A 23,076-nucleotide genomic window follows, 5' to 3' on the forward strand; every position below is an offset into this window, starting at 1 on the left:
CCTCACTTCTTCTTCGGCGAATAGGAGAGCGCCATGCTGCGGAAGGTGTTGTTCATGAGCACCGCGAGAAGCAGCATCACGCCGATGATCAGGCTCGACCAGTTGCGGTCGAAGGTCGTGAAGTAGATACCCTGATTGACCACGGCGAAGGTGATCGTACCGAAGAAGATGCCGACGATGGAGCCGAAGCCGCCGGTGAGCAGCACGCCGCCCACGACCACCGAGATGATCGAGTTGAAGATGAAGGACATGCCGGCGGAAACCTGGGCCGAATTGAACAGGATCGCCTGGCACATGCCGACGAAGGCCGCACTCGTCGCGGAAAGGACAAACAGCACAATCGTCAGGCGGGATGTTGGAATGCCGGCATTGCGTGCGCTGATCTTGTCGCCGCCCATGGCGAAGATCCAGTTGCCATAGGGCGAGTAGTGGATGACGTAGATATAGATGGCGGTCAGTGCCAGCCACCAGAATATGATGACCTGGAAGGTGTTGGCCACGAACTGGCCGAAGAGAAACTTCGCCAGTTCCGGCGCCTTGAGAGCGACGCTGGTGGTGCCTGTGAGCAGAACGGACAGGCCGAGCACGAGTCCGGCGACGGCAAAGAGTGTGCCGAGCGTGACGATGAGGGACGGCACGTTGGTGCGCACCACAAGAAAGCCGTTCACCAGCCCGACGACGACGCCCAGGCCAAGGGTCGCGGCGATACCGAGCCAGATCGGGAGGCCGTAGTAGCCGGAGATGATCGCGACCGTCATGGAACCGGCCGGGATCATAGAGCCGATCGAGATGTCCAGTTCCCCGGCAATCATCAAAAGTCCGATCGGAAAAGCGACGATCCCGAGGTTGGCTGCAACGTTCAGCCAGCTTGCGGCACCTGCGGGCTTCAGGAAGTCGATGCTTCCGAAAGCGATAAAAAAGACGAAGACACCGAAAAGACCAAGAAAGGCGCCTGCCTCGGGCCTGCGGAAAAGACCGCCGATAGAAAAGCGTGTTGCCGATGATGACGCCGGCGCATTGGCGACGACAATTGGTTGGCTTGCGGTTTTCGAATTCATGATTGTTCCCCTTTCCGGTCGCCCGGATGTTACGAAGCCGCTCCCTGGGGAGGTGCAGGGAGCGGCTGGCGAGCGCGTGTTAACGTGCGCCCTTCGACACGCCAGCAAGCGTCGATTCGATATTCGACGCATCGACGATGCCTGGTCCGGTCAGCACCGGCCTCACCGGCAAATCGGTTCCGAAGTCGATGTGGGAGGCGAGCAGAGACACGGCGAGCAGAGACTGGAGATAGGGCTGCTGATCGATCGCAAAGAGCTGTGATCCGTTCTTGATGCGATCAAGGCTTGCCTCGTTGAAATCAAACGAGCCGAGCTTGACGGCCTCAACCTTGCCAGCCTGCTGAATGCCGCTCGCTGCCGCATCGGCATCACCGGCGGCGATCGTGATGACGCCGTCGATCGTGCCATCCTGTGAAAGCGTCGCCTTGACGGCCTCCGCGATCGCCGTCGGATCACCGAAGCTGGTTGCCGGCAGCGGCAGTTGCTTGCCGGCACCACCGGCCTTGGTGACACCGTCGATCACGCCCTTGCAGCGTGCTTCCTGGTTGGCACTGCCCGGCAGCGTGTTGACGCACAGCACGTTCTTCTGGCCGTTCTTACCGAAATAGTCGCCGCCGGCGGCACCAGCGATATACTCGTCGGACCCGACATAGTTGATTGCGCCTAGCTCCTTGGCCTTTTCGAGGGAACCGGCGTTCATCAGGATAACCTTGATGCCGCCGTCGACGGCCGCCTTGATCGCTTCATCTTCCGCTTCGGGAACCCAATTTGGAATGACGATGCCGCTGACGCCCTGGCTGATGGCGGTGCGCACGAGACCCGCCGCATCCGGGCCGAGATTGTCGTAGGTCTGGAGTTGCAGGTAACTGACCTTGCCGCCATTCGCCTCGACGACGAGCCGGCTGTCATCGACACCCTTCTTGATCTTCGTCCAGAAGGCATCGTCGGTCTTGCCGCCGACGACTGCGATGTCGGCGGCTTGCGCGATACTTGCGGCAAGACAGATGGCAGCCGTCATTGCGAGCGCCCTGGTCATGGTGGTCAGTCTGGTCATCGGGTTTCCTCCCCCTGTGTCCGCCGAGTGGCGGGTTGCAAATGTTGAATGAATGGCTCGAAGCAGCCCTTCTCTTGTCGGCCCCCGCCTCCCCGCGGGTGCCGAGCGCCGGCTGAGATCAGGAGTTCGCGCGCGCCGTCTTGGCGTTCATGCGCTCCTTCTTCTTCTGGAAGCGGGCCTGCATCTGCACGTCGCCGTCTTTTGTGCCGTCGTGCCAGGTGCCGAACCACTTATCGAGCGGGATCAGGCCATCGCCGCCGTAGTTCACCTCAAAATACTTGTGGTGCAGGTAGTGGGCGTAGGCATGCGTATCGAGCGGCGTTTCCTCGGTGATTTCCAGTTTGTCGAAGCCGATGTGACCGTTGACGGCACCAAAGCCTGCAATGTGAAGCTGGAACATCGCGACGATCGGGTTGGACGGGATGACGAGGTGCCAGAAGGCGACCGCGTGGTAGAGAAACCCCTCGACCGGATGCATGGAGAGCGAAGACCACGGCGACGGATTGACCGAATTGTGGTGCACCGAATGGATCCAGCGATAGAGCGGACCCCAATGGATGAGCCGGTGGATGAAGAAGAAGTGCACCTCGTGGATCATCGGGGCCACGGCGACGAGGAAGGCGAGATAATAGGGATTGTCTGCCCAGCTCAGCCACGGCACCCAGCCATTGGCGAACACCCAGAGGAACACGACCTCGACCAGCGTCCACAGCGGGATCGAGATGAAGAACGAGCGCAGGAAATTATCGATATTCTGGCTTTTGAACCAGAAGACGTCGGACGGCTGTTCGCCGGGGAACTTGGCGTTGTACTTGAAGCGATTGCCCTGCTTGCGCTTGACGTAGAAGAGCAGTTCGACCGAACCGTAGAAGACGAAGATGGCGCCCGCATTCACGGCGTAAAGCCAAAGCGGCCAACCCCAGCTCAGCGTCTTCATCACCGCGACCTCCGGCACGACGTAGAACCAGTAAAGCAGGGCCGTCGCCATGTGGAAGGCATTCCACGGCCAGACATACTCCGGCAGCCATTTCAGCACGGTCATCAGCTTGGGCGGCCAGGCCCAGAACGGCGCAACCTCGATATGTCCGTTCGGTGCCCAGTCACCGCGCTTGTTACGAGTTCCAAAATTGTGGTCGTCCATCGTCCTGCCTCCGGCGCGCGTCTAGCCTTGTCGTCAAAGGAGGGAGAAACGCTGCTCGCGCGCTGTCGCGGGCACAGCACGACGTTCCTCGGGCGAAAGCCCAAAGTGCGCAGTTCCGACGATGTCGAAGGCAGTTCCTCCCGGCGTGTGCACCGCATTCGCGTCACCCGCCGTCCTGTGAACAGACAATGCCAACTTGACGTCTATTAAATCAAGGTGCATTTCTCTTGGAGGGTACGAACGTATCATTCGTCTCACGAGAGCTCGAAAATGGTACAATTTATCTCATGAGGAATCCGTGAGAAGACCAACCATCCGCGATCTCGCCGAGGCCGCCGGCGTGTCCATCGCCACGACCAACCGGGTTTTGTCCGGTGCAGACAATGTGAGCGGCGGCACGCGGGAGAAGGTGCAGGCTGCGGCCACCACGATCGGCTTCTACGGACTGGGGGCGATACAAGCTCGCAACGCGGCAGCGCGTCCCAAATACCGTTTCGGCGTGCTTCTTCTCCAGCCGCACCGCCCGTTCTACAGACTGGTCGCGCGCGCCCTGATGGACGCAGCCGCGCAAGCCACCTCGGCCGACATCGATCTCAGGATCGAGCATCTGGAAGACCTCTCGCCACAGAACACCGCCGATCGGGCGCTGGCGCTTGCCAAGGAATGCGACGCCATCTGCATTACCACCGCTGTCCACCCCGTCGTCACGCAGGCGCTCGCCGACATACAGACGAAGGGCATCCCCGTGTTCGCGCTGATCTCCCAGCTCGCCGCAACGGGCCAGATCCACTATATCGGGCTCGACAACTGGAAAGTCGGCAGAACCGCCGCCTGGGCGTTCGATCACATCTGCAAGGTTCCCGGCAAGATCGGCATCCTCATGGGCAACCCGCGCTATCGCAACCAGGAAATGAACGAGACCGGCTTCCGTTCATATTTTCGCGAGCACGCCCGAGACTTCGTTTTGCTCGAGCCTCTCTCGACATTCGAATCCTCGGCCGTTGCCCAGGAAATGACAGAGCGTCTTCTACACGACCATGCCGATCTCGCGGGCTTGTATGTCGCCGGTGGGGGCATCAGCGGTGCCCTCGCCGCCCTGCGCGCCAGCGACCGGGCTGGCAAACTGATCGTGGTCGGTTACGAGCTGATGGACAATGTCAGGGCCGCTCTGCTCGACGGAACCATAACCCTCTCCATCGCCCATCCCCTGACGCAACTGGCAAGCGAAACGATCAGCGGCATGACGCGAGCGATGGCGTCCAACGGTGAGAATGTCAGTCATACCAGGATAGTGCCGTTTGACATCTACACGCGGGAAAATCTGTAGAGAGTGAGATCAAATCTCAGCGCGCTCTTGAGCCGATTCGAACCAAGGGACACACAGCTCGACCACCAACTAGCTGATCAGATTGCGGATTTTTCTTCTCCTGATATTCTGCAGCTTGAACCGCGCCAGGTTTGCCGAAGGCTTCAACTTCTGAGAGAGGGGAGCCAAAATGGGCAAGACAACGAACACGTTTTCATCCGAAGTCCGCGAACGTGCCATCAGTATGGTGCTGGATCAAGAAGCGGAACACCTATCGCGGTGAGCGGCCGTTTCCTCTATCGCGGCCAAGATCGGCTGCTCGCCAGCCACGCTGCATGAGCGGGTGAAGAATACCGAGGTCGATAGCGGCAAACGAGCAGGCCTGCCGAGCGATGTGACCGAGAAGATGAAGGCTTTGGAGCATGAGAACCGCGAGCTTCGTCAAGCTAACCAGATATTGCGAAAGAGCGTTGGCGACAGCTACGACGACGCACTCGCCGAAACGATCAACGGGTTCTACAAGGCCGAGGTCATCCATCGGCGCGGACCATGACGCAACTTCGAGGCGATCGAGTTCGCTATCTTGGAATGGGTCGACTGGTTCAACCACCTGCGAATTTTGGAGCCCATCGGTAATATACCACCAGCCGAAGCGGAGGAGCAGTATTACTGCTATGCTGGACGCGCAGCTATCGCCGCATAACTTAAACGAAATGGCCTCCGGCAAACCCGGTGCGGTTCGGCCGGCACTTATTCTTTAACTCAAAAGCGTCTCAAGCGCACCGCTGGCAGCGAGAACATCAATGTCGCGGCCCCGCGGACAGGAAACGAGTATACCGAGAGGAAGGCCATTTGTGTCCGTGCCGCATGGCAGCGAGACGCCACACCAGTCGAGAAAATTGCCGATCAGCGTATTGCGCAGGGTCTTCCCGTTCATCTGAAAGAACAGGTCTTCGTCGTCAACGAGCGGCTGGAGGGCCGGCGCCACATGCGGCAATGTCGGACTCAGCACGAGTTCCGTCGCCCCCAGCCGCGCCTCGAAGGCGGCGATCAGGCGTTCACGGGCGGCAAGGGTTTCCACATAGTCGGACAGCGTGATTTTTTCACCTAGCAGCGTGCGCTTGACGACCCGCGGGTCCATGTCCGCCGCCTCCGGCCCGGTGATGCGGGCGCGGTGAAGCACATAGGCCTCTGCGGTAACCAGGGCTCCGTGTTTTGCCATGAGGTCGAAAATCGCGGAGAATTCCGGAAAAGCGGCGCGGCGGATACGGGCGCCGGCGCGCACCAAATGCTCCACCGTGGCCTCGAAGGCCGAAATGACCGCCGCCTCCGCACCGTCGAAGACAATCGTCTCGGGAATGACGAAAGAAAGGTCGGCCGGATCGAAACGCGGCAGCACATCCGCCGCCGGCAGGCCGCGCATCGCCGCGTCGATCCAGGCGGCATCTTGAACGGTACGGCAAAGAGGGCCGAGGGAATCGAGGCTTTTGGCCAGCGGAAACACCCCTTCCATTGAATAGCGTCCGCGGGTCGCCTTGTAGCCCACGACGCCGTTGAAAGCCGCGGGGATGCGCAGGGATCCACCTGTGTCCGTGCCGATGGAAACAGGCACGAGCCCGGCGGCAACCGCCACGCCTGACCCGGATGAGGAACCGCCCGGAATGCGATGTTCACCGGCGGGGGACGCGGGGTTGCGGGGCGTACCGTAATGGGGGTTGATGCCAAGACCTGAAAAGGCGAATTCACTCATGTTCACGCGCCCGACGTTGACCATTCCCGCGTCGGTAAGCGCATGCACCACGGCGGCGTCTTTCGTTGCCGGCGCGCTGTCCCTCAGTACACTGGAACCGGCGGTCGTCGGCAGACCTTCAAGATCAAAGAGGTCCTTCCAGGCGACCGGTATACCGTCCAGAGTGCCACGCGAGCGACCTCCACGCAGTCGCTTGCGTGCGGCTTCCGCCTCCGCCCTTGCCCGCACCGCTGTCACGGTCGTGAAGATCGTCTGGTCCGCGTGTCCCGCGATGCCCGCCAGGGTCTCCTCCGCCAGATCGACAGGATCAAGCGAGCCGGATTGCAGGAGCACGGAGAGCTGGGCAATCGAGCGAGCCGGCATGGTCAGATGTCCTTTTCTGCGCGCCCGACCAACTGCATCCAGCGGCGGACGAGATAGTTGTGTTCATCCATGGTGGTGTTCCACACGGCAATGCCGTTGGCGCGCTGCCAGTAAGAGCCGCCGCTGCGCACAGCGCCGCGCTTGATGCGGACCGTGCCGTCCGGTCCCGGCAGGTCCTCCCGCGCCGGAAGGCCCTCGTACCAGTAGTCCCATTCCGCCGCCGTCATGTAACGGCGCGATCGCTCGGGCGTGGAAATGTAGTAGCCCTGGCGGGCGACCACCGCGCCCGGCCAACCGGAAATCCACCAATTGAGATATTCATAGGCGACGTCGAGCATGCGGCCCGAGAGGTTGCGGGAGAGGCACAAGCCACCGTGCCAAGCGCGGTAGCCTTCGGCCGGCGCGGCCTGATCTACGGGAAAGCCACGGCTGTTCAGGATGCCGATACCCGTCGACCACATGCTCTGGATGTCGGTCTCGCCTTCGATCATCAGGCTCGCGGCATCCTCCGCGGTGCGCCAGAAGCTGCGGAAGAACCCCGCCTTGCGCCGCGCCTCGAGAATATCCACCAGCTGGTCGATCTCGGCGATGGTCATGTTGCCGATATTGCCGAAGCTCATGAGACCTGCCGCCTGCGCGGCAAGCGCGGCATCGAAAATGCCTATTGCCGGTTCATCGACGAGCGCGGCACGACCGCTCCAGCGCGCGTCGAGCAAAGCGGCCCAGCTCGCCATCGGCGGAAGCTGCCCTGCCGCATCGCTGCGATAGGCGAAACTGTCGAAATTGTGTGTCGTCGGCAGCATGGAGATGCGGCCAGTCGGCGTATCGCCGAGCGCAAGGCTCGGCTGGACGTAGAGCTTGCGAGCCGGCACGTCACCCTGCCCCATGCGGGCGCCTGGGCCGATCTGGCCGGTCTTCGTCAGGTCGTTGATCTCGTCCCACAAGGCAATACGGGAGACCTCGATCGGCTGGATGGCACGCCAGTACCAAACGATATCGAGATTGTGGAAACACTGGTCGTAGATATCGTAGCTGTCCGGCTCCTGCGCGGCCTTGTGCTGCGTCACGATGAAATCGTTGTTGTCGAAGCTGACCTCGATACCAAGATCGGCCTCCGCTTTCACCCGCAACTCTTCCAGCAGGGAGATGGCGGTGCCAAGCACGCGCAGCTTAGGCTTGCCGGCCGTATGGAGAGCCGGGGTTGCGGGTGCCGGTTTCAAGGAATGTTTATTCATCAAGGGCTCTGGGCGTTGCGGGCCTGCGCTGCCGCCTCTGGCTGCGGGTGGGCCTCGACCTTCCCGGCAAGCGCGAAGGCGTTGAACGAGCGTTTCAACAGGTTCGCATCGAGACCGTCAACAATAAAGACGATGCGGGAAGCGCGTTCGTTGAAGGGCCACGCATCCATATGCACAGGCGGATGAACGAGATGCTGCACGCCATGCACCGCAACGGGGCGTTCCTCGCCGGAAAGGTTGAGAATACCCTTCACACGCAGCACACGATCGCCATGGCGATTGAGGAGCATGGTGAGCCAGACACCGAAGCCCGTCCAGTCTATCTGCTCATCGACGACGATGACGAAGGAGGAGATGGCCGATCGGTGCACAGCACCGTCCGCCGTCTGGAGCGCAGCCGGGGCGTCGCAGTAAAAGCCGCTCGCCGATTGCAATTGGGCGGAACGATGCACCGCACCGTCGGCAAACAACGTTTCGGCATCGGGACCATGTGGTGTTGCGATATGGCAGATCGCATCCGGGTTCAGCTGGCGGAGCCGCGTGATGAGCGTATCCGGCGCAACATCACAGAGATCCGTCTTCGTGATGACGATGCGGTCTGCAATGGCGGCCTGCCGGTTTGATTCCATATAGGTATCGAGTTGCAACTGGCCGTTGACCGCATCGACGGTCGTCACCACGCTGCCGACACGAAAATGATGGCGCAGCACGGGGTCGGACTTCAACGTCGAAAGGACCGGGAAGGGATCGGCAAGCCCTGTGCTCTCGATGATCACGCGGGCGAACGGCGGCACCAGGCCGCGTTCACGCTTGGAATGGAGCTCACGCAAGGCATCCGCCAGTTCACCACGCACGGTGCAGCAAACGCAGCCCGATTGCAGCAGCACCATCGTATCGTCGATGCGCTCGACGAGGTGATGGTCGAGGCCCACCTCTCCGAACTCGTTGATCAGCACGGCAGTATCGGACAGCGCCGGATCCGTCAGCAGGCGTTTCAAAAGCGTGGTCTTGCCCGACCCGAGGAAGCCGGTGAGCAGGTGGACGGGGGTGAATGCGGGTATATCAGTCATCCCTGCCCTCTTCCATCCGGGCGATGAGAACCGGATCGAGCGGATCGCACAGACGCCCCGAAAGCCGCTCGGCCGCCGGCCAGAGGTGGCCGAGGTCCTCGATCACCTCGCTCTTGCCGGTGCGCGTGGCGAGCACAAACGAAGCGCCCTGCCAATCGGAGAGGCTCATGCCGAAAGCGGCCAGCGCGCGGTTGGCAGCCGAGACGCGTCGGGCACGCTCGCGCCGGCGGTCGATACGTTCGACATTGCGCGTGAACACGCCGGGCCGGGCAACGGCATCCGTCCAATGCTCGTTTCCACCGATGACCCCGCACAGCGAACACATGGTGCTCTCCCCTCATGTCTTGCGAGGGAGCGGGCGGGCCGCTCCCTCGACAGGTTACTTCTTGCGCGGAAACCGCTTGGCAAAATCGTCGGCCATCTCGTTCATCGTGACGAACTTGACGCCCGGATGCTTGATCATATGCGCATAGAGACGCTCCAGCATCATCAGCACCTGCGGCCGGCCAGCGACATCCGGATGGATGGTGAGCGGGAAGACCGCATAGTCCATCTCGCGATAGACCCAGTCGAACTGGTCGCGCCACATCTGCTCGATATCGCGGGGATTGACGAAACCGTGGCTGTTCGGCGCCTTCTTCATGAACATCATCGGCGGCAGGTCGTCGAGATACCAGGAAGCCGGGATTTCGATGAGATCCGTTTCCTTGCCGCGTTTCAGCGGGATCATCCAGTCGGACGGCTTCTTCGAATAATCGATCTTGGTCCAGCTGTCGCCGACGCGCACATAGTAGGGCGTGAAGTCCTTGTGCATCAGCGAATGGTCGTACTTGATGCCGCGCTCGAGCAGCAACTCGTTGGTGACGGTGGAGAATTCCCACCAAGGCGCGACATAGCCGGTCGGCCGCTTGCCGGAGAGCTTGGTAACGAGCTCGATGCTCTTGTCGAGCACCTCTGTCTCCTGCTCGCGGGTCATGGCGATCGGGTTCTCGTGGGTGTAGCCGTGGATGCCGATCTCGTGGCCCGCGTCGGCGACCGCCTGCATCTCGTCCGGGAAGGTCTCGATCGAATGGCCGGGGATGAACCAGGTCGTCTTGATACCGAAGCGCTCGAAGAGCTTCAGAAGCCGCGGGCTGCCGACCTCGCCGGCAAAGATGCCGCGCGAGATGTCATCGGGCGAGTCCTCACCGCCATATGAGCCGATCCATCCGGCTACGGCATCGACGTCGACGCCGAAACCACACAAAATCTCTTTCGCCATTGGGTATGTCTCCTTTGGTTTTCCCTTGAAGTTTCTGGATCGTCAGTGAGCTGGAATGACCGTTGCCTCGGCAGCCTTCCAGCTCAGGAATACGTTGCTGCCGGCGGGGAAATCGCCCGGCCGGTACTTGTCGACATGGGCCTCCAGCGAGACGGACCGGCCATCCTGGAGGCGCGCGGTCAGATGGGCGATATGCCCCACCACCTCGGAGCGCTCGATGAGAGCGTCGACGAGGTTGCTCGTGCCGGCCGTCGCAAGCGCGTCACGACGGGCTGCGGGATACACCTCGATGGCTTCCGCCGGGATAACGAGGTTGACGATTCCCTTGTTTGCAAGGGTTCCATTGGCGCGGCCGGAAAGGGTGCCGATGCCGGTCGTCACGACAATGTCGTCGCCGTCGCTCCCGGCAACCTCACCCGACAGGACGGTGTTGCGCCCGATGAACTGGGCGACAAAAGGCGTGTTGGGCCGGGTGTAAAGCTGATGGGGCGGGCTCACTTGCTCGACGCGCCCCTGGTTCATCACCACGATGCGGTCGGACAGCGCCAGCGCCTCGGACTGGGCATGGGTAACGAAGATGAAGGTAACGCCGAGGCTCTTCTGCAAAAGCTTCAGCTCGTTCTGGATCGCCTTGCGCAGGTTCGCATCGAGCGCGCCGAGCGGTTCGTCGAGAAGCAGGATATCCGGCTCGACGACCAGGCCACGGGCAAGCGCGATGCGCTGACGCTGACCGCCGGAAAGCCGGTCCGGCTTGCGTTCCGCAATGTCTTCGAGATCGAGCGTCGCAAGGATGCGCTCCACCTTCGCTTCACGCTCCGCTTTGGCGAGGCCTTTGACCTCGAGCCCGTAGCCGACATTGCGGCGCACGGTCATGTGCGGGAAGAGCGCATAATTCTGGAAGATCGTGGATGTCGGGCGCCGCTGCGGCGGCACGTCGTTCATGCGTTCGCCGCGGATAAACATGTTGCCGGACGAAATGCTTTCAAAGCCGGCGATCATGCGCAACGTCGTCGTCTTGCCGCAGCCGGACGGCCCGAGGAAGGCGATGAACTCACCCTTGGCGACGGCCAGGTTGAAGTCGATGACGGCGGGGGTGCCGTTATCATAAACTTTGCCGACATTGTTGAGTTCGAGGTCGAAAATCATCGGTGTCTCCCGAAGAGGGCTGTTTTCGCAAGTCCGGACACGGGGCCGGTCGGGGACCGGAACACGTGCGTCCCGGCCCCCACGTCTTGGGATCAAGCGTTGAGGAATTCGTCCCACTTCTGGATGAGGTGATCGTATTCTTCCGGCCACTGGTGCCAGTAGGCGACGTTCTTGGCGCGCTCCTCGAGCGAGCCGCCATCGCGAAGGTCGCCTTCCTTGATGCCGCGCTCTTCCGCGCCGACCCAGGGCTTGCCTTCGTACCAGAAGGCATATTTCTCCGGCGCCATGACATCCTTGATGTTGGTGGACGGCGAATAGTAGCCCTGCTCGGAAACGGTGATGCCCGGCTCGCCCGAGAGCCAATAGTCGGCATAGGCGATGACGGCGTCCCTGTTGGTCGTGCCGGCAATCATCGACGGGCCGATCGCCCAGCCGCGATAGCCTTCCTTCGGCACGGCATACTTACAGGCCTTGCCCTGCGCCTTGACGGCCATGACGGCCGGTTGCCAGGCATCGCACACGACCATTTCGCCCGACGCCATCAGGTTGACCAGCTCGCCGAAATCGCCCCAGAGCGCACGGAACTGACCTTCCTTCTTCTTGGATACGAGGAAGGCGGCGGCTTCGTCGATTTCAGCAGCCGTCGGATTGCCCGGGTTCTTGACGTCGGAGAGGCCGAGCGAATTCATTGCCATGATGGCCTGACCGAAGGCGATGAGCGGATCGGTGTTGAGGCCCGATTTGCCCTTCCACTTCGGATCGAAGATCGCCGTCCAGGTGTTGGCTTCCTCGTCGGAAAGCACATCGGGATTGTAGCCGATGGAATCGTAGTTGTAGACGGCGGGGATCATGTTCAACACGGTCTGGGCCTCGTCCGCCCAGATCTGGCCGACGATCTGTGCGGCGCGGTCCCATTTGTCGCTTGCCGTGGTGAAGGTTTCGCGAATGTTCGCCCAGTTCTTTAGCGAAGCTGCCGGGATCGCCTCGACATTGTCCGTCATGACGATCGACGGCAGGCGCTCTGCGATGATCTCCCAGCAATCGTAGTCCTTCGAGCCGGAGAGGATCTTGGTCTGTGCGTCCGGGAAGGTGGCTGCGGTGCCGGACGTGCCGCCGACGCCTGAAGCCTTCTTGAATTCTTCAAGGATGCGCTCCTGCACCGTGACCGACAGGCCAATGGTACGCAGTTGCTGGCCGGCAAGGTCGGCCCCTTGCGCAAAGGCCATGCGTGACGACAGGAAGGGTGTGCCACCGCCCATGGCCAGCGCCATCACACCGGCCGAGCGCTTGAGGAGCGAGCGGCGATTGATTTCCGACTTGAACATGTCTCTTCTCCAGTTTGTTTATCGTTCCCCGGAGCCGCCCCGCGACCCCTGTTCGCCCGCCCTCTCGAGGCGGTTCAGTACCGGCCCACGAGCAGGCCGCCATCCACGACCAACACCTGGCCGGTCATGTATCTCGCAGCGTCGGAGGCAAGGAACGCGGCGACATCGGCGATGTCCTCCGGCGTCCCGAGCCGTCCCATCGGGATGAATTCCGCTGCTTTTTCCGCACCCGCCGGGCCAAGCGAATTCTCCTCGGAGAGAAGCTGGGCAGTGCGAATGTAGCCCGGCGCAAGGCCGTTCACGCGCACACCGTCGCGGGCCAACTCGACGGCAAGGCCGCGCACAAGACCGACGACACCGGACTTGGCCGCGGAATAATGCACATGCTCGTCCCAGCCATAGGCAACGCCCATGATCGAGGAGAGCGCGATAACAGCGCCGGAGCGGCGCGTACGCATGCCGGGCGCGGCTGCCCGTACAAGACGGAAGATGCCCTTGAGGTCGATATCGAAGGTGAGGTCCCACTTCTCGTCCGTCAGGTCGGCAAGCGGCGTGCGGTGCGCGATGCCGGCATTGGCGACGATCACGTCGATCCGGCCATGGCGTTCCTCTATATCAGCGACAAGCGCATCGGCCTCGGCTGTCGAGCGAACGTCGTAAAGCCGGAACTCGGCGGAACCGCCAGCGGCATTGATCGCATCGGCGGTTGCCCGGCCTTCTCTTTTGAGAATGTCCGTGACGACAACGTGGTCGCCCAGCACCCCGAAGGCCTTCGCCGTGGCCGCGCCGATACCGATGCCGGCTCCGGTGACGATGACGATGCGTTTTGTCTCTACGGTCATGGGCTACTCCGGTTCAAAGCATGACATCGCCGGAATTGGGTCCGAGCGTCTGTCCGACAAAAAGGCTGGCGGCGGGCGAAGCAAGGAAGGCGACCGTCTCTGCCACTTCCTCCGGCTCGCCGAAGCGCCCCAGCGGCAGGCCGGCACGTTTGGTGGCGCGCCATTCCTCCGATAGCCCCATGACCAGCGGGGTGTTGATGGGGCCGGGCGCAACCGCGTTCACCCGCACGCCACGGGAGGAAACCTCTCGGGCAAGCGCTTTGGTCATGCCGATGATCGCCGCCTTGGCGCCGGAATAGTGGACGAGCTCGACACCACCGATCTGGCCGAGTTGCGAGGCGACATTGACGATGTCGCCCGCACCGCGCGCCAGCATCGCCGGCAGCACTGCCTTGGTCATCAGGAATGTGCCGCGCACATGCACGGCGAACATCCGGTCGAAGTCAGCGACCGTAAGCGTCTCGAACAGCGCCTGATGGGCAATGCCGGCATTGTTGACGAGGAGCGAAACCTCCCCATGCGCCTCGACGGCGAGCGTATGGATGGCGGCCACATCCGTCTCGCTGGAAACATCGCCGGCCACGGCGACAGCCGTGCCGCCTGCAGCGCGGATTTCACCGGCGACGGCTGTCGCCCGTTCGAGCGAGAGGTCGTTGACCGTCACGCTGTATCCATCGGCAGCGAGCTTGACGGCGATGGCGCGACCTATGCCAGAACCGGCACCGGTGATGAGGGCGGAACGGCCGGCCATCATGCCTCCTCCTGGATCGCCATGCGCTTGGCGCGGCGCACCGACAACGCCATCAGGACCGCGTATGTGCCGAGCAGCGCGAAGGAGAAGAGTGTCGTGAGCACGCCGAACGCGAAGACGTTCGGATGCACCTCCACCGAGAAGGTGCCGTAGATGGCCAGCGGCAGCGTGAGATCCCGGCCCGATGCGAAGAGCGTGCGCGAGAACTCGTCGTAGGAAAGCGTGAAGGCGAAGAGCATGGCCGAAAGCACGCCGGGGAAGATCAACGGGAAGGTGATCTTGCGGAAGGTGCGCGCCGGGGTGACGCCAAGCGACCAGGACGCTTCCTCGACGCTCGGATCAAAGCGGTTGAAGATGGCGAGCATGACTAGGAAGGCGAAGGGGAACGTGTAGACGACATGCAGCACGAAGGCCGTGCCCCACCAATGGCGGTCGATGCCGAGCGCGTTGGCGACGAGCGCCATGCCGAGACCGACGAGCACCCCGGGTACCATCATGCCGAGGACGATGAGATAGAAGACGACGCCCGAGCCACGAAACTTCTTGCGAAACGCCTGCGCCGCGGTGACGCCGAGCACGGTCGAGACGATCATGGTCATGACGGCGAGCCCCAGCGAACGCACCAGTGCCTGCTCGATGGGCAGCGGAGCAATGCGCGACGGTGGCGTAAGGCCGAAGAGGTGTTTGTACCAGTAGGTCGACCATTCGATGATCGGGAACTGCGGCCCGCCTTCCGGTCCGGTCTGGAACGAGAGGATCGCTAGCACGGCAAGCGGGCCATACAGGAAGATGATGAAGAGCGCCGTGTAGAGGCCGAGGCTGACCTTGATGCCGGATGCATTCATGATCAGAGCTCCTTCCTGAGATCGACGACACGCAGCAGGGCGGCAACGACGGCTCCCATGAGAATGGTCAGCACCACGCCAGCGACCGCGGCGAAGGCCCATTTCAACGATCCGACCTGGGTCACGATGATATTGCCGAGGAGGTTCACCTTGCGGCCGGAAAGCGCGGCGGACGTCGCGAATTCGCCGAGCACCATGACAGAAACGAAGATGGCGCCCACCACCACGCCAGGCATGGAAAGCGGCAGGATGATGGTGCGGAAGATGCGCCAGAAGCTCGCGCCGAGATCCTGCGCGGCCTCGATGACCGATGGATCGATGCGGCCCAGCATGAAGGCGATCGGCCCGACCATGAAGACGCAGTAGATCTGCGTCATGCCGATGATGACGGAGAGTTCGGAAAACAACAGCACCTCGATAGGCTGCGTCACGACGCCGAGCTTCATCAGGATCATGTTGATCGCGCCCTCCTTGCCGAGCATGGGCCGCCAGGCCAGCACGCGGATGAGGAACGACGTCCAGAACGGGATGACGCAGAGCACGAGCAGCGCCGTCGAGAGCGTCTTGTTCTTGACGAACAGACCGACGAAGAGCGCCGCCGGATAGCCAACGAGAAGCGTGCAGACCAGCACGATCAGCCAGATGCGAACCGTCGTCCAGAGCGCACCGAGATAGGTGTCGCTGGAGAAAAAGGTGACCCAACTCTTGAGCGTCAGTGTCGGCTCGATCTTGAAGGTTGTCTGTGTCCAGAAGGATACGTAGACCATCATCAGGATCGGCGCGACGAGGAACAGCAGCATCCAGAGTGCGCCGGGCGCGAGCAGCCAGAAGGTGCGGTCGGGTTGCTTGCGGGCGTGATGTTCGGCCGTTTCGACGGGCGTGTCATGACTGGTTGCGGCCATCGTCATCTCTCATTCTCCTGGCGGATCGGGGCGCATGCAGGGTGTGCAGCATTAAACGAAGACAAGGGCGTCCTCCCGCTTCCACACGAGGGCATAACGGCCCCTCTCCTCGTAGGCCGTGGGGGCGACGTGGCTCAGATGCGTCTCCACCTCGAAAACCCGGCCGTCGTCGAGCGTGAAGAAGGAATTGATCGCCGCTCCGGAATATTCGCTGGCGACAAAGCTGCCTTCGATGCGAACCTCGTCGCCAGCCGCTGCCGCATCCTGGGGACGGATCGAAACGCGATCGTAGCGAATGGCGTAGGCCGGCGTGCCGGACGCCTGGCGGGAACCGCCAAGTGCCAGCATGCCGACGGGGCTGTGGAAGCCTTCCCCTTCGACGGTGCCGGAGAAGATGTTGTAGCAGTTGAGGAAACGCGCAACGTCTGCCGAAGCCGGGCGGCTATAGAGCGAACCGGCATCCGTGGATTGCGCGATCCGTCCGCGGTCAAGCACCAGCACCGTATCCCCCATGGCAAGCGCTTCCGTTTCGGACCCCGTGACATGCAGGAAGGTGACGCCGCAGCGCTCGCGGATGGTGCGAAGCTCACTGCGCATGCGCATGCGCAGGTTCGCATCGAGCGCGCCGAGCGGCTCGTCCAGCAAGACCATGCTTGGCTCCGTCACGAGCGTACGGGCAAGTGCCACACGCTGCTTCTGCCCACCGGAGATCTGCGTGGTCGCACGGTCCTCCAGGCCGGAAAGCCCGACGAGGCTGATGATGTCGCGCACCCTCGCTGCAACCACTTTCGGGTCTGTCACAGGATCAACGACGCGGTTTTCCAGCCCAAAGGCGATGTTCTGCGCAACGCTCAAATGCGGGAAAAGCGCGAAATTCTGAAAGACGAAGCCGATGCCGCGTTCATGCGGCGGCACGCTGTCGACACGCTTACCGGCAAAAAGGATTTCCCCGCCGTCCGGCTGTTCGAAGCCGGCGATGACGCGCAGAAGCGTCGTCTTGCCCGAACCGCTCGGTCCCAGCAGCGAGATATAGGCGTTGTCCGCAAGCGTCGCATCGATGCCGGAAAGCGCCGGCACGCCAGCGAAGGCCTTGTGCACATTTTTCAGTTGGAGGACGGATGACACCTCTGTTCCCACCAGTTTGAGCCGGGAAGCCGTTCACGCAAAGCTTCGCCCTCCACAGAACCGGTCCGTGTTCTGAGGCAGTAAGAGCTCTCATTCACGCATCATCAAATGCGCGGCGCAGCGATATTCCTGGGCATTTTCACTTCGTTCCGCATACAGCGCCTCTTTCGGGCACCTTAACTTTCAAAACCATGTCATAGATGGCTTTTGTATTCAATAGACTTTTTAGACATTTCTGTCATGACGGATTTTTGCAGGGCCTCGCCGGCATACGAGCACGCATTTTCGTGAAGACCCCTTCGTCGAAAAACGCCGTAAATCTGTTCAAAAACCCAAATATAAGCGCGAAATTCGATATCCTGCCTCATAAATTGGAAAGAGAACCGCGGAGCCCGGCAAAAATATGTACGGCTCCTTCTAAGAGCGCCACCCTATCCGTGGTCGATGATATGCCATTCTATGTATTCAATAATCATTTATGCCGATCTTTTCTTACGGCGAAGAATGCGCCAAAGTGCAGCGCGCCACGAAAGCCAACAGACGACGAGACCCATGAAAGACCAGCAGGCAGCCAACAGCACACAGCGGCGCTACGAGATCGCCGAGGATGTGCTGCGCAGCAATATAGAGTCGGGCACGCTGCCGACTGGCCTCGTGCTGCTGGAAGGGCCTATCGCCGACATTCTGCAAACCTCGCGCGCGCCCGTGCAGAGAGCGCTCCAGGCACTGGAGATGGAAGGGCTGGTGCACCGTTTCGCCGGCCGCGGCTTCCTCGTCGGTCCGCCCAGTGCCGACATCGAGCCGAACCGCACCGATATCAAGGCGCTCGGGCTGATCGTGCCGCGCCACGCCGACGAAGCGCTGCAAAACCGTTCTTCGTGGGAACGCATCTACAATATCGTCGAGGCGGATGTGGCGGCCTGCGTCGTCTTCGGCCGCTATCGTATCGTCGAGATGGAGCTTGCGAACCACTTCAATGTCAGCCGAACGGTGGTCCGCGATGTGCTGACTCGCCTTCGCGAGCGCGGGCTCGTGCGCAAGAATCAGAGTTCGCACTGGATTGCCGGGCCGCTGACGGCGCAGATGGTCAAGGATCATTTCGTGCTGCGCACGATACTGGAACCTTCGGCAATCCGCCTTGGCGCCCGCGCCGTAAGTCCGACGCGGCTGGAAGGCCTGCTCCGGCGCCTGCGCGCTGCCGAAGAGGTCAACGCCGCGGGCTCCTTCCAGGAAAATGAGGCCATCCAGGCCGAGTTCATCGAGTGCTGTGTGCTTGCCACGCCGAATGAACGGCTGAAAGACCTTGTGCGCAACAACCTCCTGCCCGTCATCGCGACCGACAGGCTGCTGCGTCGCCTTGGTCTTCCCGGCGATCCGGCGATCATCACCGAGCTGCGGTTGATTGCCGAACTCCTGCTGCGTGGCGCAACGGAATCGGCGGTCTCGATGATGGAAACCCATCTCGACGCTTCGCTCAACCGCACAATCGCCCAGATGAAGATCGTCGCGATCATTCCCGGCCCCGGCGTCACGGCCGCCTACCTGACGCCGGTGCTGGACTGATCCGCCGCACGGTGAGCCTCGTCCTGGTCGAAGTGCGGCGGCCGATTGCATCACCTTCTCCTATGCCAGCGCTTCGCGAAGGCTAGAAAGCGCAACCTGCCGCTCTTTACGTGCGGAAAGCGCCTCCCCCATCGCCACCTTGATGAAGCGTGCATTCGGTTGAACCGCCACGCTACAACAATCCAAGCTTTCGGCTTCGTTGGCCGACACATTCTCTGCCATTTTAGCCCCCACTACCCCTGTGACTGGCTCCGCGCTGCAGGCTGGGCGAACCGTCAATGTTCCCGTGTCAGCAAATAGCTGCCGCTTTCGTGCAGCACGCTGGTCCAGCCTGGCTCGATGACGATGGTCGTCGTCACTTCCTCGATGATCGCCGGGCCGTGAATGCGCGCACCGGCGCCGAATTTCGCGCCGTCATAGATAGGCGTGGATGTCGCCGTGCCGGACTGGGCGAAAATCGCGTCGCGATGGCCCTTCAGCGCATCTTCCGCACTTCCGCCTGCGGCGAGCTTTGGCGGACGCACCTTTTCGATAAGGCCATAGATGGTGGATTCGAGGTTCACGACCTCGACCACGCTATGGCGCTCCGCATAGGTATAGAGTTCCTCGTGCCGGGTGTGAAAGGCGTCCTTCACCTTCTCGATCGTGGTCTCGTTGATCGGGAAAGTGCCGATATCCACGGTGCATTCATGCACCTGGCCGACATAACGCATGTCGATCGATCGCTTGATATCGATGGCGTCAGGCGTAAAGCCATCGGCCTCGAGATGCACGACGCCCTTTGCCTCGATCTCCCTGAAGAGGCCGTCGATACGCTCATAGGCGGCCGCATTGTCGAGACGCAGGGGCGCCGGGGCCATATAATTGTACTTCACATCCGAGATGATCTGGCCGAAGGCGCAAAGGCCGGAAGCGAGCTTGGGCATGATGATCGTGTCGATGCCCATTTCCCGCGCCAGCGCCGTGATATGCGCCGCCGTCGCGCCGCCTGCCCCGACCAGCACGAAATCGCGCGGATCGTAGCCTCGCTCGACCGAGACACGCCTAATGCCGTTGACCATGTTGTTGTTGACGATGGCGAACATGCCGTAGGCCGCCTGTTCGACGGATATCCCGAGCGGCTCTGCGACCCGTGCCACCGCCGCCCGCGCCTTGGCAACATCGAGCGGCAGCTTGCCGCCGAGCAAGCCTTCCGGGTTGAGATAGCCGAGCACGAGGTTCGCGTCGGACGTCGTCGGCTCCACACCGCCCCGGCCATAACAGGCAGGCCCTGGCTCCGAACCCGCGGACTGCGGACCGACTTGCAACAGGCCGAGCGGGTCCACCCAGCCGATCGAACCGCCGCCAGCACCAAGCGTTTCCACCTGGATCATCGGCACGCCAATGCGATACCGCAGGAAATCGATGTTCTTGTTGAGATTTGTCTGGCCGTTGCGGGTCAGCGTGATGTCGAAGGACGTGCCGCCCATATCGACGGTGACGACATTCTTGTGGCCGAAGGGCGCGCCGGCATAAAGACCCGCCTGCGGCGCCGACGCCGGGCCGGAATTGATGGCATAGACAGAGCGGTCCGTCATGACCTGACCGATGGCCAGGCCGCCATTCGATTGGAAATAGCGCACCGGCTGCTTGGCGCCGAGAGAGCGGAAATAGGCATCGACCGCCGTGATGTAGCGGCTCATGACCGGCGCGAGATAAGCATTCGTCACGGCCGTCGAGGTGCGGGTGTATTCACGCACCTGCGGGTAGAGTTCGCTCCCCACCGTCAGGACAACGCCGGGTATCATCTCGCGCACGATCTCCGCCGCGCGCCGTTCATGCGTCGGGTCGAGGACAGACCAGACGAACGAGATGGCGATAGTCTCTACCTCCTCTTCGAGGAAGACCCGGCAGGCTTCGCGCACGTCATCTTCATGAAGCGGCGTGCGCACGGAGCCGTCGGACAACACGCGCTCGCGAACACCACGACGCAGATAGCGCGGCACGAGCATCGTGGCGGCCGGGTAGTCGGGATCGTAACGGAAACCATCTTCCTTGTGGCCGTTGCGGATCTCGATGGAATCTTCGTGGCCCGCGGTGCAGATCAGCCCCGTCTTGCCGCCGCGATGGGTGATGAGTGCGTTAAGACCAACGGTCGTGCCGTTGATGCAGAGGTCGCAATTGGCAATGATGTTTTCGATGGGACGCCCAAGATCGCTGGCGATCAGGCCGAGGCCGTTCTCGATCGCCTTTGTGGGATCGGAGGGGGTGGAGAGTGCCTTGAACAGCTTGACCTCACCGGTCGAGCGGTCGGCAATGACGAAATCGGTGAAGGTGCCGCCGGCGTCGATACCGAGACGATAGGAATGCATGGTCATGAGGATGTTCCTTAGCGGGAGGCTCTGAGCCGTTCGGTGCCGGCTGTATCGATCTCGAGGGTCTGCGGGTTGGCGATCACGACGCCGTAGTCGAGGCGAGCGCCTTCTATGGAGACAAGGCCGTTGCGCACGTCCAAGACGACCTTTTCGACCGGCCGCTCGAACGGATTGCCGAAGCCTCCCCCACCCGGGTTGAGGTTGGTGATCGTCTCGCCGGGCTTGATCGTCTCGATGATGTTCTTGCGCTCGACCTGCACTTTGCCATCACGACGCAGTTCGACGCGGCCGACCTTGGTATCAACCATCGCGGAGGTGGCGCCGGCGGCCCCCATGGCCGGGATGCGGCGCCCTTCACCGAAGCCGATGCACAGCATGTCGCCATTGAGCGGCTCGACTTCCCAGGCAGTGCCTGAACCGCCGCGGAATTTGCCCGCTCCGCCGGAATCGGTCATCAGCGAATAGCGATGGATGACGATCGGGTAGGAATACTCCAGCAGTTCCACATCGCCCGATGTGAGCGCCCCAAAGCAGCATTCCGGGCCGACAGCGTGCCAGCCATCCTGCTTCGGCGTCGCCCCGCCGCCGGAGATGATCGTGGCGAGCACCATGGTCACGAACTCCTCGTTGGTGCGGGAATCGCGCCCGGCAATGTTGAGACCGTTGGCATGCCCCCAGGAGGCCGAGACCTTGGACGGCACGGCCTTCTCGAAGGCGAGGCGTACCGCATCGGTCAACGTTTCCATCGGCGTCGTCGTGCAGTTCATGTGCGGCGCCGGCTCCTGCGCATTGCAGAGCGTGCCTTTCGGGCCGAAATCGACGCTAACGCAACGGTAAAGCCCCTCGTTGTAGGGTGGCGGCAGGGCAGCGAACATCATCAGGCCGAGATAGACGCCGGAATGGGAATTGCCCTCGTAGGAATTGATGAAGTACGGGATCTGCGGCGGGCTATCGATGGCGATGTGGCAGGCATCGCCATCGATCTTCACCGTCGCCTTGATCTCGAAATCGCCGAAGCCGTGGCCGGCATCCTCCAGAATGGCGGAGCCCTCATAGGTGCCATTGGGGACGGTGGATATCAGCGCGCGCATGTGCTTGTCGGCCATGTCGAGCAGCGTATCCACGCAGGCATCGACCTGTTCCTTGCCGTACTTGTCGAGCATAGCGATGAGGTTGCGCTCACCCACCTGGCAGGCGCCGATAAGGGCGCGGAAATCGCCCTCCTGGTCGCGTCGTGCGCGCATGTTGGTGAGAATCATGTTGAGGACATCGTGGCGCGGCTTGCCGCGATCCCAGATCTTGACCGGGGGAATGCGCAGGCATTCCGCATAGATCTCCGTCGCGTTCGGATTGTACCCGGCCGGCACCGGACCGCCGATATCGGTAAGATGCCCTTTGCAAACGGTCCAATAGACGAGCTCGCCCCTGTAGAAGACCGGCTTGTACATGCACGTGTCGATGGCATGGCTGCCGCCAAAGGCCGGATCGTTGTGAAGGATCAGGTCGCCTTCATGGATGTCATCGCCGAAGAAGCCGGCAACCGCCTTCATGGCAGGAATAAGCGAACCGAGATGGATCGGGATGTCCTGGCCCTGCAGGATCATCTCCGGCCGCGCATTGAAGAGCGCGGTCGAATAATCGTGCGCCAGGTTGAAGACCGAGGAACGTGCCGTCTTTTCCAGTGCGAGCGTCATTTCGCGCTGGGTCGTCTCGAGCATGCCGCGCACGACCGAGAGCGTGATCGGGTCTACTTTCGAAGTCTGGGTATGAAGCATCGTGTTCACGCTGGTTGAAGGCGAGAACCGACGGCCCGGAAACCGTTCGTCAAGCTGATAGTGTCTGTTCCCTGGGCCGCCGGTATCTGTCGCACCGTTGAAGCCAGGATCAATCTAGGCAGAGTTTTTCGCGCCGGTCTTTGCAGCGAGGGAACAACGAATTGCGCCGGGGCGCACAAGCTGCCATTTTCGTTGCCTGGCAGACATCCT

Annotated in this window: 20 protein-coding genes and 1 pseudogene; 3 read left to right on the plus strand and 18 right to left on the minus strand. The window is 61.8% G+C overall.

Annotated features, from left to right (window positions below; all coding sequences use genetic code 11):
- Positions 1–2: 2 nt before the first annotated feature.
- From GR138_RS10540 to GR138_RS10550, 3 genes are all read right to left on the minus strand, one after another.
- Complete coding sequence (locus tag GR138_RS10540) at positions 3–983, minus strand: ABC transporter permease (RefSeq protein ID WP_338091068.1); 981 nt, start codon at positions 981–983, stop codon at positions 3–5.
- A gap of 154 nt (positions 984–1,137) precedes the next feature.
- Positions 1,138–2,112: a substrate-binding domain-containing protein gene (locus GR138_RS10545; protein WP_160859096.1), complete on the minus strand. Its 975-nt coding sequence runs from the start codon at positions 2,110–2,112 to the stop codon at positions 1,138–1,140.
- Between the two features lie 118 nt (positions 2,113–2,230).
- Complete coding sequence (locus GR138_RS10550; protein ID WP_160859097.1) at positions 2,231–3,253, minus strand: sterol desaturase family protein; 1,023 nt, start codon at positions 3,251–3,253, stop codon at positions 2,231–2,233.
- Positions 3,254–3,551: 298 nt separating this feature from the next.
- On the opposite strand from GR138_RS10550, the gene GR138_RS10555 reads away from it, so the two are divergent.
- Together GR138_RS10555 and GR138_RS30955 are read left to right on the plus strand one after the other, a co-directional pair.
- Positions 3,552–4,580 carry a substrate-binding domain-containing protein gene (locus GR138_RS10555; protein ID WP_160859098.1) on the plus strand — a complete coding sequence of 343 codons (1,029 nt, stop codon included), beginning with the start codon at positions 3,552–3,554 and terminating at the stop codon, positions 4,578–4,580.
- A 445-nt stretch (positions 4,581–5,025) separates the two neighbouring features.
- Positions 5,026–5,262: pseudogene (locus tag GR138_RS30955) on the plus strand (IS3 family transposase); the annotation flags it as partial.
- Between the two features lie 54 nt (positions 5,263–5,316).
- Here GR138_RS30955 and GR138_RS10565 read toward each other — a convergent pair.
- The 12 genes from GR138_RS10565 to GR138_RS10620 all read right to left on the minus strand — a co-directional run bounded on the left by GR138_RS10565 (position 5,317) and on the right by GR138_RS10620 (position 17,174).
- Entirely contained in the window at positions 5,317–6,678 is a 1,362-nt protein-coding gene (locus GR138_RS10565; protein ID WP_160859260.1) for an amidase, read from the minus strand.
- Positions 6,675–7,907 (minus strand): ABC transporter substrate-binding protein, encoded by a 1,233-nt coding sequence (locus GR138_RS10570; protein WP_160859099.1) that lies wholly within the window; start codon positions 7,905–7,907, stop codon positions 6,675–6,677. The genes GR138_RS10565 and GR138_RS10570 overlap by 4 nt, the downstream gene beginning before the upstream one ends.
- A complete protein-coding gene (locus tag GR138_RS10575; RefSeq protein WP_160859101.1) occupies positions 7,907–8,977 on the minus strand; it encodes a CobW family GTP-binding protein in 1,071 nt (356 codons plus the stop codon). Before GR138_RS10575 ends, GR138_RS10570 begins: the two co-directional genes overlap by 1 nt.
- Positions 8,970–9,302: a hypothetical protein gene (locus tag GR138_RS10580; protein ID WP_160859103.1), complete on the minus strand. Its 333-nt coding sequence runs from the start codon at positions 9,300–9,302 to the stop codon at positions 8,970–8,972. The genes GR138_RS10575 and GR138_RS10580 overlap by 8 nt, the downstream gene beginning before the upstream one ends.
- Before the next feature lie 54 nt (positions 9,303–9,356).
- The gene (locus GR138_RS10585) at positions 9,357–10,238 is read right to left on the minus strand and encodes a polysaccharide deacetylase family protein (protein WP_160859105.1); all 882 of its coding nucleotides are present in this window, start codon (positions 10,236–10,238) and stop codon (positions 9,357–9,359) included.
- 42 nt (positions 10,239–10,280) lie between these two features.
- Positions 10,281–11,384: an ABC transporter ATP-binding protein gene (locus tag GR138_RS10590; RefSeq protein WP_160859107.1), complete on the minus strand. Its 1,104-nt coding sequence runs from the start codon at positions 11,382–11,384 to the stop codon at positions 10,281–10,283.
- Between the two features lie 92 nt (positions 11,385–11,476).
- Positions 11,477–12,709 (minus strand): ABC transporter substrate-binding protein, encoded by a 1,233-nt coding sequence (locus GR138_RS10595; protein WP_160859109.1) that lies wholly within the window; start codon positions 12,707–12,709, stop codon positions 11,477–11,479.
- Positions 12,710–12,783: 74 nt separating this feature from the next.
- Complete coding sequence (locus tag GR138_RS10600) at positions 12,784–13,551, minus strand: SDR family NAD(P)-dependent oxidoreductase (RefSeq protein WP_160859111.1); 768 nt, start codon at positions 13,549–13,551, stop codon at positions 12,784–12,786.
- A gap of 13 nt (positions 13,552–13,564) precedes the next feature.
- Positions 13,565–14,302, minus strand: a complete 738-nt coding sequence (locus GR138_RS10605; protein WP_160859113.1) for an SDR family NAD(P)-dependent oxidoreductase — start codon at positions 14,300–14,302, stop codon at positions 13,565–13,567.
- Positions 14,302–15,147 carry an ABC transporter permease gene (locus GR138_RS10610; RefSeq protein WP_160859115.1) on the minus strand — a complete coding sequence of 282 codons (846 nt, stop codon included), beginning with the start codon at positions 15,145–15,147 and terminating at the stop codon, positions 14,302–14,304. Before GR138_RS10610 ends, GR138_RS10605 begins: the two co-directional genes overlap by 1 nt.
- A gap of 2 nt (positions 15,148–15,149) precedes the next feature.
- Entirely contained in the window at positions 15,150–16,055 is a 906-nt protein-coding gene (locus GR138_RS10615) for an ABC transporter permease (protein WP_160859117.1), read from the minus strand.
- Positions 16,056–16,100: 45 nt separating this feature from the next.
- Entirely contained in the window at positions 16,101–17,174 is a 1,074-nt protein-coding gene (locus GR138_RS10620) for an ATP-binding cassette domain-containing protein (RefSeq protein ID WP_160859119.1), read from the minus strand.
- A gap of 552 nt (positions 17,175–17,726) precedes the next feature.
- Here GR138_RS10620 and GR138_RS10625 point away from each other — a divergent pair.
- Positions 17,727–18,737 (plus strand): GntR family transcriptional regulator, encoded by a 1,011-nt coding sequence (locus GR138_RS10625; protein ID WP_160859121.1) that lies wholly within the window; start codon positions 17,727–17,729, stop codon positions 18,735–18,737.
- Positions 18,738–18,797: 60 nt separating this feature from the next.
- On the opposite strand, the gene GR138_RS10630 is transcribed toward GR138_RS10625, so the two are convergent.
- The 3 genes from GR138_RS10630 to capB are packed head-to-tail and all read right to left on the minus strand — an operon-like array spanning position 18,798 to position 22,866.
- Positions 18,798–18,959 (minus strand): hypothetical protein, encoded by a 162-nt coding sequence (locus tag GR138_RS10630; protein WP_160859123.1) that lies wholly within the window; start codon positions 18,957–18,959, stop codon positions 18,798–18,800.
- A 53-nt stretch (positions 18,960–19,012) separates the two neighbouring features.
- The gene (capA, locus tag GR138_RS10635; protein ID WP_160859125.1) at positions 19,013–21,094 is read right to left on the minus strand and encodes a caprolactamase subunit alpha; all 2,082 of its coding nucleotides are present in this window, start codon (positions 21,092–21,094) and stop codon (positions 19,013–19,015) included.
- 11 nt (positions 21,095–21,105) lie between these two features.
- Positions 21,106–22,866, minus strand: coding sequence for a caprolactamase subunit beta (gene capB, locus GR138_RS10640; RefSeq protein ID WP_160859127.1), 1,761 nt, complete (start codon positions 22,864–22,866; stop codon positions 21,106–21,108).
- Positions 22,867–23,076 lie beyond the last annotated feature (210 nt).

The sequence above is a fragment of the Shinella kummerowiae genome (assembly GCF_009827055.1).
In the GTDB taxonomy this organism is placed as follows: Bacteria; Pseudomonadota; Alphaproteobacteria; order Rhizobiales; family Rhizobiaceae; genus Shinella; species Shinella kummerowiae.

Excerpts from the sequence above, each read along its gene's own strand:
- GR138_RS10545 (WP_160859096.1), bottom strand. The coding sequence starts at position 2,112 with ATGACCAGACTGACCACCATGACCAGGGCGCTCGCAATGACGGCTGCC.
- GR138_RS10575 (WP_160859101.1), bottom strand. The coding sequence starts at position 8,977 with ATGACTGATATACCCGCATTCACCCCCGTCCACCTGCTCACCGGCTTC.
- GR138_RS10550 (WP_160859097.1), bottom strand. The coding sequence starts at position 3,253 with ATGGACGACCACAATTTTGGAACTCGTAACAAGCGCGGTGACTGGGCA.
- GR138_RS10610 (WP_160859115.1), bottom strand. The coding sequence starts at position 15,147 with ATGAATGCATCCGGCATCAAGGTCAGCCTCGGCCTCTACACGGCGCTC.
- GR138_RS10630 (WP_160859123.1), bottom strand. The coding sequence starts at position 18,959 with ATGGCAGAGAATGTGTCGGCCAACGAAGCCGAAAGCTTGGATTGTTGT.
- capB (WP_160859127.1), bottom strand. The coding sequence starts at position 22,866 with ATGCTTCATACCCAGACTTCGAAAGTAGACCCGATCACGCTCTCGGTC.
- GR138_RS10605 (WP_160859113.1), bottom strand. The coding sequence starts at position 14,302 with ATGGCCGGCCGTTCCGCCCTCATCACCGGTGCCGGTTCTGGCATAGGT.
- GR138_RS10590 (WP_160859107.1), bottom strand. The coding sequence starts at position 11,384 with ATGATTTTCGACCTCGAACTCAACAATGTCGGCAAAGTTTATGATAAC.
- capA (WP_160859125.1), bottom strand. The coding sequence starts at position 21,094 with ATGACCATGCATTCCTATCGTCTCGGTATCGACGCCGGCGGCACCTTC.
- GR138_RS10595 (WP_160859109.1), bottom strand. The coding sequence starts at position 12,709 with ATGTTCAAGTCGGAAATCAATCGCCGCTCGCTCCTCAAGCGCTCGGCC.
- GR138_RS10625 (WP_160859121.1), top strand. The coding sequence starts at position 17,727 with ATGAAAGACCAGCAGGCAGCCAACAGCACACAGCGGCGCTACGAGATC.
- GR138_RS10615 (WP_160859117.1), bottom strand. The coding sequence starts at position 16,055 with ATGACGATGGCCGCAACCAGTCATGACACGCCCGTCGAAACGGCCGAA.
- GR138_RS10570 (WP_160859099.1), bottom strand. The coding sequence starts at position 7,907 with ATGAATAAACATTCCTTGAAACCGGCACCCGCAACCCCGGCTCTCCAT.
- GR138_RS10600 (WP_160859111.1), bottom strand. The coding sequence starts at position 13,551 with ATGACCGTAGAGACAAAACGCATCGTCATCGTCACCGGAGCCGGCATC.
- GR138_RS10580 (WP_160859103.1), bottom strand. The coding sequence starts at position 9,302 with ATGTGTTCGCTGTGCGGGGTCATCGGTGGAAACGAGCATTGGACGGAT.
- GR138_RS10585 (WP_160859105.1), bottom strand. The coding sequence starts at position 10,238 with ATGGCGAAAGAGATTTTGTGTGGTTTCGGCGTCGACGTCGATGCCGTA.